This window comes from Streptomyces sp. NPDC059524, assembly GCF_042749255.1.
Taxonomy (GTDB): domain Bacteria; phylum Actinomycetota; class Actinomycetes; order Streptomycetales; family Streptomycetaceae; genus Streptomyces; species Streptomyces xanthii.
This window is the reverse complement of the sequence record NZ_JBHYTK010000188.1, coordinates 867-12,672: the sequence shown is the minus strand read 5'-3', so window position 1 is coordinate 12,672 and position 11,806 is coordinate 867. Positions and strand designations below refer to the sequence as shown.

At 72.9% G+C, this 11,806-nt stretch carries 12 protein-coding genes and 1 tRNA gene; 10 read left to right on the top strand and 3 right to left on the bottom strand.

Annotation, left to right across the window (positions count from 1 at the left end; translation table 11 throughout):
* Positions 1–233: 233 nt before the first annotated feature.
* From ACFW9D_RS34115 to ACFW9D_RS34105, 3 genes are all read left to right on the top strand, one after another.
* Positions 234–1,520 (top strand): sensor histidine kinase, encoded by a 1,287-nt coding sequence (locus ACFW9D_RS34115; RefSeq protein WP_384628536.1) that lies wholly within the window; start codon positions 234–236, stop codon positions 1,518–1,520.
* A 373-nt stretch (positions 1,521–1,893) separates the two neighbouring features.
* Positions 1,894–2,526 carry a response regulator gene (locus tag ACFW9D_RS34110; RefSeq protein ID WP_384628533.1) on the top strand — a complete coding sequence of 211 codons (633 nt, stop codon included), beginning with the start codon at positions 1,894–1,896 and terminating at the stop codon, positions 2,524–2,526.
* A 107-nt stretch (positions 2,527–2,633) separates the two neighbouring features.
* Positions 2,634–3,134: a hypothetical protein gene (locus ACFW9D_RS34105; RefSeq protein ID WP_188337679.1), complete on the top strand. Its 501-nt coding sequence runs from the start codon at positions 2,634–2,636 to the stop codon at positions 3,132–3,134.
* Between the two features lie 43 nt (positions 3,135–3,177).
* Here ACFW9D_RS34105 and ACFW9D_RS34100 read toward each other — a convergent pair whose 3' ends face one another.
* On the bottom strand, positions 3,178–3,879 hold the full coding sequence (locus ACFW9D_RS34100; protein ID WP_384628530.1) for a pentapeptide repeat-containing protein: 702 nt from the start codon (positions 3,877–3,879) through the stop codon (positions 3,178–3,180).
* A gap of 166 nt (positions 3,880–4,045) precedes the next feature.
* Here ACFW9D_RS34100 and ACFW9D_RS34095 point away from each other — a divergent pair, with 166 nt between their 5' ends.
* Together ACFW9D_RS34095 and ACFW9D_RS34090 are read left to right on the top strand one after the other, a co-directional pair.
* A complete protein-coding gene (locus ACFW9D_RS34095) occupies positions 4,046–5,233 on the top strand; it encodes an NAD(P)-binding protein (protein WP_384628527.1) in 1,188 nt (395 codons plus the stop codon).
* Positions 5,234–5,346: 113 nt separating this feature from the next.
* Positions 5,347–6,360: a zinc-binding dehydrogenase gene (locus ACFW9D_RS34090; protein WP_384628524.1), complete on the top strand. Its 1,014-nt coding sequence runs from the start codon at positions 5,347–5,349 to the stop codon at positions 6,358–6,360.
* A 15-nt stretch (positions 6,361–6,375) separates the two neighbouring features.
* Here the strand turns inward: ACFW9D_RS34090 and ACFW9D_RS34085 are convergent, their stop codons facing one another.
* Complete coding sequence (locus ACFW9D_RS34085) at positions 6,376–6,849, bottom strand: GNAT family N-acetyltransferase (RefSeq protein ID WP_188337683.1); 474 nt, start codon at positions 6,847–6,849, stop codon at positions 6,376–6,378.
* 106 nt (positions 6,850–6,955) lie between these two features.
* Here ACFW9D_RS34085 and ACFW9D_RS34080 point away from each other — a divergent pair, with 106 nt between their 5' ends.
* The 3 genes from ACFW9D_RS34080 (at position 6,956) to ACFW9D_RS34070 (ending at position 9,546) form a co-directional block, all read left to right on the top strand.
* Complete coding sequence (locus ACFW9D_RS34080; RefSeq protein ID WP_384628521.1) at positions 6,956–7,621, top strand: rhomboid-like protein; 666 nt, start codon at positions 6,956–6,958, stop codon at positions 7,619–7,621.
* Positions 7,622–7,632: 11 nt separating this feature from the next.
* A complete protein-coding gene (locus ACFW9D_RS34075) occupies positions 7,633–9,048 on the top strand; it encodes an NAD(P)/FAD-dependent oxidoreductase (protein WP_384628519.1) in 1,416 nt (471 codons plus the stop codon).
* A gap of 81 nt (positions 9,049–9,129) precedes the next feature.
* On the top strand, positions 9,130–9,546 hold the full coding sequence (locus ACFW9D_RS34070; protein ID WP_384628516.1) for a nuclear transport factor 2 family protein: 417 nt from the start codon (positions 9,130–9,132) through the stop codon (positions 9,544–9,546).
* Between the two features lie 52 nt (positions 9,547–9,598).
* Here ACFW9D_RS34070 and ACFW9D_RS34065 read toward each other — a convergent pair.
* Positions 9,599–9,675: transfer RNA gene (locus ACFW9D_RS34065), tRNA-Thr, on the bottom strand.
* 195 nt (positions 9,676–9,870) lie between these two features.
* Between ACFW9D_RS34065 and ACFW9D_RS34060 the strand changes: the two genes are divergently transcribed.
* Both ACFW9D_RS34060 and ACFW9D_RS34055 read left to right on the top strand, forming a co-directional pair.
* On the top strand, positions 9,871–11,010 hold the full coding sequence (locus ACFW9D_RS34060) for an ABC transporter ATP-binding protein (RefSeq protein WP_188337687.1): 1,140 nt from the start codon (positions 9,871–9,873) through the stop codon (positions 11,008–11,010).
* Between the two features lie 235 nt (positions 11,011–11,245).
* A complete protein-coding gene (locus ACFW9D_RS34055; RefSeq protein WP_188337688.1) occupies positions 11,246–11,704 on the top strand; it encodes a hypothetical protein in 459 nt (152 codons plus the stop codon).
* Positions 11,705–11,806 lie beyond the last annotated feature (102 nt).

The following is an 11,806-nucleotide window of genomic DNA, read 5'->3' as shown; positions in this document are numbered from 1 at the left end:
TTCGGGTTCCTGCCGTCCTGATCTGTTATCAATGTTGGGCCCTCCACCCGCCCTCACCCGTCGACGTTCCGGCTGGGGGCGGCGGCCCGAGCGGCCGACCCCGGGGTCATCCGAACGGTTGACCCCGGGAGCGCCGAAGCAGGTGAGAATGGCAATGTTTGCCCATTTCACGGACTCGATCGCGGCGGCGCGCACGCGCCGCCCGCGCCGTGTGGAGGAGAGGAGGTGCGCCCATGACGGACGCCGACCGACGGGACCCCGCCCGCACCGGACGCCATGCCCGTCCGGCGGACGAGCCGGCACCCGGCCCGCTGACCGAGCACGACCCCGACGGACGCTGGCTCGAGATCCTCATGAGCGTCGCGTTCTTCGTCCTGCTCGGCTCGTCCATGATCCGGTTCGTGCAGCGGCACGGCGAAGAGGTCAAGGCCCCCTACGTCATCACCCTGGCCACGGTCCTCGCCGTCCTCTACATCATCGGCCCGCGCCGCGGCAGCGTGCCGAACCTGCCGCCCGGAGCCCCGATCCCCTGGCCCCGGCCGCGCCGCCTCGCCTGGCTCGTCGTCGTGATCGTCGTCTGGGCCGTCCTCGTCGACGTCGCGCCCAGCTTCGCGTGGGTGGCCGTGCCCCTCTTCTACGCGATCCTGCGCACCCTGCCCACGGTCGCCGCGTACGTCCTGGTCGGGCTGCTCACCGTCGTCGTGATCTTCGCCCAGCTGCATCTGGCCGGGCGGTTCGACCAGGACCTGGTGATCGGGCCCGCCGCCGTCGCCGCGTTCGCCACGGCGATCTTCACGCAGATGCAGCGGCAGGCCGCGCGGCAGCGGGCCCTCATCGACGACCTCATCCGCACCCGGCGCGAACTCGCCGCCTCCGAACGGCGCGAGGGCACCCTCGCCGAACGGCAGCGGCTGTCCATGGAGATCCACGACACCCTCGCGCAGGGCCTGTCCAGCCAGCAGATGCTGCTCCAGGCCGCCGAGCGCGTCTGGGACACCGACAGCGCCAAGGCCCGCGTCCACGTCCACACCGCGACGTCGATCGCCGAGCACAACCTCACGGAGGCGCGCCGCTTCGTGCACGACCTCGCCCCGGCCGACCTGGCCGACGGGCTGGAGGCGGGGCTGCACGCGGTCGCCGAGCGCGCCTCCGGCGAGCGGCTCTCCGTGCGGGTCCACATCGACGACGGGGGGCGTACGCCGCGGCTGCCGGACCGGGTGCAGTCGGCGCTGCTCCGCATCGCGCAGGGGGCGCTCGCCAACGTCCGCGAACACTCCGGGGCGACGGAGGCGGCGGTGACCCTGACGCTCCTCGACGACCAGGTCGTCCTGGACGTCGTCGACAACGGCACCGGGTTCGACCCCGCGACGCTTCCCGACGCGTCCACCGGTGTCCGCGGGCACGGGGTTCCCGCGATCCGCGCCCGTGTCCGCCAGCTCGGCGGCACCCTGACCCTCGACTCCGCCCCGGGCGAAGGCACGGTCCTGACAGCGGCGATCCCCTTGTCCCCCCGAGCCTGACCCCTCCCAGGAACTCCGCCCCGGCCCCCGCTCCTCAATCGCCGGAGAGGCTCGATCTACGACTCTCCCGCCGGAGGGGCTGGTTTTCGACTCTCCCGCCGTGGGGGCTGGTCGCGCAGTTCCCCGCGCCCCTGGAGATGCGCACTTCGTGCGCCATCTCCATCGGGCGGTCACCCGTCGGGGAAATGCGACCCGAAGGGTCTGCATTTCAGGGGCGCGGGGCTGTGTCTTTCAGCGGCTCCGCCGCGGGGCGCGAGAAGCCCCACCGGCCCGCACTCGGCGACGAAATCGCGACCCGCAACGGCGATGGCCCCCGCACCAATTCGACCCGCACAATAAACACCGCAGCCCACCCGAGGAGACCCGAGCCATCATGACTCAGCCCGTGAAGATCCTGCTCTGCGACGACCACGTAGTGGTCCGCGCCGGCCTCCTCGCCCTCCTGGACAGCGCCCCCGACATCGAGGTCGTCGGAGAGGCCGGCACCGGCGAAGAGGCCATCGCCCTGGCCGCCAAGCTCACCCCGGACGTCGTCCTGATGGACCTCCAGCTCGGCGAGGGCATCGACGGCGTCGAGACGACCCGCCGCCTCACCGCGCCCCCGGGCGGCGGCCCGAACGTCCTGGTCCTCACCACGTACGACACGGACGCCGACATCACCCGCGCCATCGAGGCCGGCGCCACCGGCTACCTGCTCAAGGCGGAACGCCCCGAGGAACTGTTCGCCGCGATCCACGCCGCCGCCCAGGGCCGCACCACCCTCTCCGCCCCGGTCGCCTCCCGGGTCATGGCCAACATGCGCAAGCCCCGCCCCACCCTCACCGACCGCGAGCGCGACATCCTCGCCCAGCTCGCGCACGGCCTGAGCAACCGGGAGATCGCCAAGGCCCTGTTCATCAGCGAGGCCACGGTCAAGACCCACCTGGGCCGGATCTACGACAAGCTCGGCGTCGACACCCGCGCCGGCGCCGTGGCCGTGGCGAAGGAGCAGCGCCTCCTGCCCTGAGCCACACACCCCCCGCACCCCGGCACCCCAGCCCACCACACCGCACCCGCGCACCGCCGCCCCGCACGGGGGGCGGCCCCGCGCACGCACGTGACACCATCACGTACGTGCTCGACATCGGATACGCCCTCTCCCGCCGCTTCCCGGACCCCCCGCAGACGGACTACCGCCGCGCGGACGTCCACGCGCTGCGCCACGACCTGTTCAGCGGCGACGTGTACCTGGCCGACACGAAGGCCGACCGGGAGCTGTCCACAGCCTGGGGATGGGTGCCGGTGCTCGACTTCGCGTGGGCCCTGTGCGACATCACCGAGCAGCTGGACCGCGACCCGCGCGGCAGCCGCAGCGCCACCCCCCAGTACGCGGAGCTGGACTTCACCGAGTCCACCGACCGCATGCTGTTCGAGCGCCGCTTCGGCTGGGTCGACATCGAGGCCGACTGGATGCCCGGCGACGAACCGCCGCTCACCTTCTCGCACTCCGAACTGCGCCGCGAGGCCCGCGACTTCCTGCACGACCTGATCGCCGATCTGACCGACATGCACGAGGACCTCGCGGACAACCCGGCGATCTGGGACCTCCAGGCCCGCTTCCCCCGCACGAAGTAGCGGCCGGCCCGCACGCGGCCGGCCCCGGCGGGCAGCCCCCCGCTCACCCCTCCACGCGCACCCCCAGCGCCGCCGCGAACACCGGCGCCAGATCCAGCAGCTGCGCCGTCGAGATCACCGCCCCGCCCAGCCGGTCCACCCCGCGCGCGATCTCCAGCCGCGCCGCGTCCCGCAGGTCCACGTCCACCAGCGTCGCCGCCGACAGATCCGCCCCCGTCACCACGCACCCGGGGAACTCGACGCGCTCCAGCCGCGCGCCCCCGAAGTCCGGCTCCACCAGCACACAGCCCTCGAACACGACGTCCTTGAGCCGCGCCTTCCGCAGATTCAAATAGTCGATCTTCCCGCCACGGATCAGCACCCGCTCCAGGACCGCCCCATGCAGCTGCGTCCCGCCGAGCCGGGCGTCCACCACCTCCACGTCCCGCAGCGTCGCCCCGGCCAGATCCGTGCCCACGCCTCTGATCCCGCTCAGCGACGAGTCCAGGATCCGCGCCCGGCCCAGGTCCGTGCCGTCCAGCGCGCACTCCTCGATCGCGCAGTCCATGAACCGCGCCCCGATCCCCTCCTGCCCCGACAGGTCCGCGCCCCGCAGCTCCACCCCGTCGTAGTCCCCGTCCGGCTCCAGCCCCGCCCCCTCGGGCCACGGCTCCAGCGGAGGCAGCCGCAGCTCGGGCCGCCGCGCCCGCCGCACCTTCGCCGCCCCGGCCCCGCCCCTGCTCCCGCCACCACTCCTGTCGACCATGCCCCCATGCTGCCCGGCCCCACTGACAACGCCGCGCAACCCCTCCCGACCAGCGCCGATCCGCGCCCGCCCCGGCCGATGTCACATCCGGGGGTGCCGCCGTCGTCGTATCCGTGAAAGCCACCCCAGCGCCCACGGAACGCGCGCACGAAGGCAGGAGCACCGCATGGCCCGCAGGACGACCCCCGATCTCACCGTCGTCGGCGGCGGCTTCGCCGGTCTGACCGCCGCGATCACCGCCGCCGAGGCCGGCGCCCGCGTCACCCTCCACGAGGCCCACCACACCCTCGGCGGCCGCGCCCGTACCGCCGACGCCGCCTACCGCACCCACGAGGGCCCCCACGCCCTCTACAACGGCGGCCCCCACTGGACCTGGCTGAAGCACCGCGACCTGCTCGGCGCCATCGCCGCCGTACCGCCCCTCGAAGGCGCCCGGCTGCGCTTCCACCGCGGCGGCGTCCTGCGCCGCACCCCGCCCGCCGCCCTGCTGCGCCTGCTGCGCCACCGGGCCGAACGCGCGCCCGTGGACGAGGACTTCACCACCTGGGCGAGCCGTCTCGTCGGCCCCGACGGTGCCCGCGCCGCCGCCCACTACACCGCCGTCGCCCTCTTCCACCACGACCCCGGCTCGCTCTCCGCCCGCTTCGTCCAGGAGCGCCTGCGCCGCACCGCCAAACTCCCGCCCGAGGCCCACTATCCGGTCGGCGGCTGGTCCGCCGTCATCGACCGCATGGCCGCCCGCGCCTGGAACCTCGGCGTCCGCGTCGAGACCCTCAGCCGCCTCGACGCCCTCCCCACCGACTCCCCCGTCGTCGTCGCCACCTCCCTGGACGCCGCCCGCCGCCTCCTGCGCGACGACACCCTCGTCTGGGACAGCGGCCGCACCACGCTCATCGACCTCGCCCTGCGACGCCGGCGCGGCGACGCCTTCGCGGTCTCCGGCATCGACTTCCCGGCCTGGCTCGAACGGTTCACCGCACAGGACCCCTCGCTCGCCCCGCACGGCGAGAGCCTCCTCCAGGGACAGGTCCCGATCGCACCCGGCGAGTCCAAGGCCGACGGTTCCGCCCGCGCCGAGCACCTCCTCGACCTCGCCTTCCCCGACTGGCGCGACCGCACCGTGTGGCGCCGCGACGCCGTCGCCAAGGGCCGCACCGGCGCCCTCGACCGCCCCGGCACCACCTGGCGCGACCGCCCCGCCATCGACCGCGGCGACGGCGTCCACCTCGCCGGGGACATGGTCGCCGCCCCCGGCGTCCTGTCCGAGGTCTCCTTCACCAGCGCCATCGAGGCGACCACCCTCGCCCTGCGCTCCGCCCTCCGCGTCCCCGGCCTCGACCTCAAGTCCGCCTGAACACAAGCCCCCGGCCTTGACCTCAAGTCCGCTTGAGGTCGAAGACTGGCGGCGTCGGCGGCCCGGCCGACCGCCGGCACCCGCCGGCGACCACCACCCGCTGGGGAGCCCCCATGCACGCCGTACGCCTGCACGCCTTCGGCCCCGCCGAGAACCTCACCTACGAGGAGGCCCCCGACCCCGCACCCGGCCCCGGCCAGGTCCGCATCTCCGTCGAGGCCGCCGGCGTCCACCTCCTCGACACCGCCCTGCGCACCGGCCACCGCGGCCCCCTGCCCGCGCTCCCGGACCTGCCCACCGTCCCCGGCCGCGAAGTCGCCGGCACCGTCGACGCCCTCGGCCCCGGCACCGACCCCACCTGGCTCGGCCGCCGTGTCGTCGCCCACCTCGGCATGGTCCCCGGCGGCTACGCGGAACGGGCCGTCACCGGCACCGACCGCCTCCACGCCCTCCCCGACACCCTCGACGCCGCCGAGGCCGTCGCCCTCATCGGCACCGGCCGCACCGCCGCCGGCATCCTCAACTTCACCGAGGTCACCCCGGACACCGTCGCCCTGATCCCCGCCGCCGCCGGCGGCATCGGCACCCTCCTCGTCCAGTACGTGAAGCACGCCGGCGGCACCGTCGTCGCCCTCGCCGGCGGCCCCGCCAAAACCGCGCAGGCCACCGCCAACGGCGCCGACCTCGCCCTCGACTACACCACCCCCGACTGGGCCGACACCGCCCGCGCCTTCCTCACCGCACGCGGACAGCAGGCCACCGTCCTCCTCGACGGCGTCGGCGGCGCCACCACCGACACCGCCCTCGACCTCCTCGGCCCCGGCGGCCACCACCTCGTCTTCGGCTGGTCCGCCCAGGGCATCGGCGCCGACACCGGCCCCCGCCTCCTCGACCCCGCCGAACAGACCCGCCGCGGCATCACCCAGGAACAGGTCCTCGGCCCCCCGCTCCTCGCCCGCGCCGGCGGCCCCGACCCCCTGCGCACCCTCGAACTCCGCGCCCTCGACCTCGCCGCCCGCGGCATCTTCCGCCCGGCGCTCCACCGCTTCCCCCTCGCCGAAGCGGCCGCCGCCCACCACGCCCTCGAAACCCGCGCCACCACCGGCAAGGTCGTCCTCGAACCCTGACCGCCCCCCGGCGCCTCAGCCTCCGAGCGCGCCCAACGCCTCGTCCGTCAGCCGGAACACCGTCCACTCGTCCTGCGGCCGCGCCCCGAGCGCCCGGTAGAAGTCGATCGCCGGCGTGTTCCAGTCCAGCACCGACCACTCCAGCCGCTCGTACCCCCGCTCCCCGCAGATGCGCGCCAACTCCCGCAGCAGCGCCTTCCCGTACCCGCCGCCGCGCGCCGACGGCCGCACGTACAGATCCTCCAGATAGATCCCGTGCACCCCGCGCCACGTCGAGAAGTTCAGGAACCACAGCGCGAACCCGACCACCTCACCGGTCACGTCGTCCTGCGCGACATGCGCGAACGCCGCCGGCCGCTCCCCGAACAACGCCTCCCGCAACTGCTCCTCGGAAGCCCGCGCCTCCTCCAACGCCTTCTCGTACTCGGCTAGTTCACGCACCATCGCGTGAATGACGGCGACGTCCTCGACCCTGGCCTCACGAATCATGGACGCAGGCTAACCGCCGAAGGGAAACGCGGCGCGCGGCGCGCATCTCCACAGGCGCGGAGCCGTCAATCCCGCCCCCGCCCCCACCCGCGTGCCTGAATCAGACATGCCCGCACGCCCCGCCCACCTCTGGCCCCGCGCCATGACCTACGTACGACAGGCCCCCGGCACCTACATCTGGCTGGCGGCACTCTTCGTCACCACCGTCGCCCTCCACCACATGACCCCGGCCTTCGAAACGACCTTCCTGCGCCGGCGCTCGACCAACCTCCACGAGCTGTCGCAGAACCCCGTCCGCGTCCTCGTGACCTCCGCCTTCTGGATCGACGGCAGCAGCTGGTGGCCCTACGCCGCGCTCTACACCCTCTTCCACGCCCCCGCCGAACACCGCCTCGGCACCCCCCGCTGGCTCGCCGTCGTCGCCGCCTCCCACATCCTCGCCACCCTCATCAGCGAAGGCGCCCTCCTCTGGGCCATCCGCCACGGCCACGCCCCGACCTCCGCCGTCAACACCCTCGACGTGGGCGTCAGTTACGCCCTCGCCGGCGTCGCCGCCGTCCTCACGTACCTCATCCCCTCCCCCTGGCGCTACGCCTACCTCGCCGCCGTCCTCACCGTCTACGGCCTCCCCCTCCTCACCGGCACCGGCCGCACCTTCACCGACCTCGGCCACGCCACCGCCGTCCTCATCGGCCTGTGCTGCCGCCCCCTCACCCGCGCGACCGCACCCGCCCCGCTCACCCCCTGCCGCAAACCCCCGCCCCCGCAGTAACGTCCACCGCCATGAGCAGCACGAACCGCAGCGCCACCACCACCGTCAACGGCGGCATCTCCTACTGGTACGCCGACGACGGCCTCCCCGACACCCGCGAGCCCCTCCCCGGCGACGCGACCGCCGACGTCGTCATCGTCGGCGGCGGCTACACCGGCCTGTGGACGGCCTACTACCTCAAGAAGGCCGCCCCCTTCCTGCGCATCACCGTCCTCGAGCAGAAGTTCTGCGGCTACGGCGCCTCCGGCCGCAACGGCGGCTGGCTCTACAACGGCGTCGCCGGCCGCGACCGCTACGCCAAGCTCCACGGCCACGACGCCGCCGTCCGCCTCCAGCAGGCCATGAACGACACCGTCACCGAGGTCATCGACGTCGCCAAGGCCGAGGACATCGACGCCGACATCCACCACGGAGGCGTCCTCGAAGTCGCCTACACCCCCGCGCAGCTCGCCCGCCTCAAGGCCTTCCACGCCACCGAGGTCTCCTACGGCGAGAAGGAACGCACCCTGCACGGCGCCCGCGAGACCGCCGAACGCATCCGCGTCGCCGGCGCCGTCGGCTCCACCTGGACCCCCCACGGCGCCCGCCTGCACCCCGTGAAGCTCGTCAAGGGCCTCGCCCGCGCCGCCGAAGCCCTCGGCGTCACCATCCACGAGTCGACTCCCGTCACCGAGATCAAGCCCAAGCACGCCATCACCCCCTACGGCACCGTGCGCGCCCCCTACGTCCTGCGCTGCACCGAGGGCTTCACCGCCTCCCTCAAGGGCAGCCGCCGCACCTGGCTCCCCATGAACTCCTCCATGATCGCCACCGAGCCCCTCACCCCCGCCCAGTGGGAGTCCATCGGCTGGGAAGGCCGCGAGACCCTCGGCGACATGGCCCACGCCTACATGTACGCCCAGCGCACCGCCGACGACCGCATCGCCCTCGGCGGCCGCGGCGTCCCCTACCGCTTCGGCTCCCGCACCGACAACGACGGCCGCACCCAGCCCCACACCGTCGAGGCCCTGTACGAGATCCTCACCCGCTTCTTCCCCCAGCTCACCGGCCTCGGCATCGCCCACGCCTGGTCCGGCGTCCTCGGCGTCCCCCGCGACTGGTGCGCCTCGGTCAGCCTGGACCGCTCCACCGGCCTCGGCTGGGCGGGCGGTTACGTGGGCTCCGGCGTCGCCACCGCGAACCTCGCCGCCCGCACCCTGCGCGACCTCGTCCAGCAGGACTCCGGCCAGTCCGGCCCCACCGACCTCACGGCCCTCCCCTGGGCCAACCACAAGGTCCGCAAGTGGGAGCCCGAGCCCTTCCGCTGGCTCGGCGTCCACGGCATGTACGCCACGTACCACGCCGCCGACCGCCGAGAACTGACCGGCCGCACCACCGAGTCCTCCCGCCTGGCCAAGGCCGCCGACAAGATCGCCGGCCGCGGCTGACCGGCCGCGACAACCCCCCGTTGTCGCACCGGCACCGCAGTTGTTGGCCTGACCATGGCCCCGAGCACTTCACTCGGGGCCATGACCACAGAAGCCACCCCCCGCGCCGTCGTCACCCGCTACATCGAGGCAGTGGCCGCCGGCGACCTGCCCACGATCATCGATTCCTTCGCCGAGGACGCGACCTGGACCTACCCCGGCACCGACCTCCCTCTCTCCGGCACCTGGCGCGGCCGCGACGCGATCATCAACGACTTCCTCGGCAAGGCCACGGCGTCCCTCTTCGCCCCCGGCACCACCCCCACCATCACCCTGACGAACGTCCTGGCGGACGGCCCCACGGTGATCGCCGAATGGCGGGCCCAGGCCGAAGCGGCCACCGGCCTCCCCTACGACAACCACTGCCTGGGCCTCTTCACGGTCCGGGCCGGCCGGATCACCGAAGTCCGCGAGTACACCGACACCCGCCACGCGGCCCAGGCCCTCTTCGGCCTGTGAACAGCGAAAACCCCAGGTCACACCTGTGGTGACCCGGGGTTTCGGCTGATCGTGGAGCCCCCTGTCGGATTCGAACCGACGACCTACGCATTACAAGTGCGTTGCTCTGGCCAGCTGAGCTAAGGAGGCAGCCCGTGCAGTGTAACCAACGCCGTCCGCGGACCTCTCGAAAATTCCGGCGAATCCCACAGGCCCCGACCTGCTGACATACCCGCCCCCGGCCGGGTACGGTCCCAGCAGTTCACTCGCGTGGACTACACCACTCACCACCTTCCACTACGGATCGTCCGGCACGTTCCTGCCGGTGAAGGGGGCTTCACAGCCATGGCTTCTGTCACGTTCGACAAGGCGACCCGCGTCTACCCGGGTTCCACCAAGCCCGCCGTCGACGGCCTGGACATCGAGATCGAGGACGGCGAGTTCCTCGTCCTCGTCGGCCCGTCCGGCTGCGGCAAGTCGACCTCCCTGCGCATGCTCGCGGGCCTCGAGGACGTCAACGGCGGAGCGATCCGCATCGGCGACCGCGACGTCACGCACCTGCCGCCCAAGGACCGGGACATCGCCATGGTGTTCCAGAACTACGCGCTGTACCCGCACATGACGGTCGCCGACAACATGGGCTTCGCCCTGAAGATCGCCGGCGTGAACAAGGCGGAGATCCGGCAGAAGGTCGAGGAGGCCGCCAAGATCCTCGACCTGACCGAGTACCTGGACCGCAAGCCGAAGGCGCTGTCCGGTGGTCAGCGCCAGCGTGTGGCGATGGGCCGCGCCATCGTGCGTGAGCCGCAGGTGTTCCTCATGGACGAGCCGCTGTCGAACCTCGACGCCAAGCTCCGTGTCAGCACGCGTACGCAGATCGCCTCGCTGCAGCGCCGTCTCGGCATCACGACCGTGTACGTCACGCACGACCAGGTCGAGGCCATGACCATGGGCGACCGCGTGGCCGTGCTGAAGGACGGCCTGCTCCAGCAGGTCGACTCGCCGCGCAACATGTACGACAAGCCTGCGAACCTGTTCGTCGCCGGCTTCATCGGCTCCCCCGCGATGAACCTGGTCGAGGTGCCGATCACCGACGGCGGCGTGAAGTTCGGCAACTCGGTCGTGCCGGTGAACCGCGACGCCCTGAAGGCCGCGTCCGACAAGGGCGACACCACGGTCACGGTCGGCGTGCGCCCCGAGCACTTCGACGTCGTGGAGCACGGCGGCGGCGAGGCCTCGAAGTCCCTGACGAAGGACTCCAGCGACGCCCCGGCCGGTCTCGCGGTCTCCGTGAACGTGGTCGAGGAGCTCGGCGCCGACGGTTACGTCTACGGCACCGCGCGCGTCGGCGGCGAGGACAAGGACCTGGTCGTCCGCGTCAACGGCCGCCGGGTGCCCGAGAAGGGCGCCCAGCTGCACGTGGTCCCGCGTCCGGGCGAGACCCACGTGTTCTCGACGTCCACGGGCGAGCGTCTCTCCGACTGACCCGGAGCGACAGCGAAGACCGGTCGAGGACCGGTCTTCGAAGGCCCCCGCGCGGAAGTGCGGGGGCCTTCCCCTTTTCCGGTCCGCGTTCGCGCCTTCGTTGTCGACAAATACCCCGGCAAATAGGACTTTTGGGCCAGGCGCGTCAACGCCCAAGCAAAGAAACCCCGTTACCCGTCCCTCGGTCGAGTGACTAAATGTCGCCAAATCATCACCGACCGCTACGCTCACTCGCGTGACGCACTCCGCTAACTACACCCAGAGGTCGCGCCGAGCCCGGGGCCAGGGTCCCGCCCGCCGCGCCGCCCGCACGCTCGCCTTCGTCCTGCCGGTGATGCTGGTGCTCTCCGGGACCCTCGCGGTCACCCGGGTCAACTGGTCGGGAAGTTCGCAGGACTCCATCCTGACAGCTTCCTCGCAGGACGTCTCGGCGCGCGCCAAGTCCCGCGCGCCCCAGGACATCCTGCGCGACCGCCTGCTCGAGGAACTCCAGGAGGAGAACCCGGGCGTCGCGCTCACCCACCTCCAGCAGGAGATCGACCGGCGGCCGTCGCTGGCGAAGCACTGCATGACGATCGCCAAGGCCCTCGGCCGCGCCGCCGTGCACGCGTACGGCCCGGCCCGCGCGCAGTCCTACGCCCGCCCGGTCTGTGACACGTCCTTCGCCTCCGGGGTCGCCGGCTTCCGGGGCTGACCTCTCGGGGCCCCGGGGTCCCTCCCTGCCCGACGGGCCCGGGGGGGGGGGGGGGGCGCGCGGCTGAAGCCGGCGCTACGCGGGCGCGCGCGCGCCGCGCGG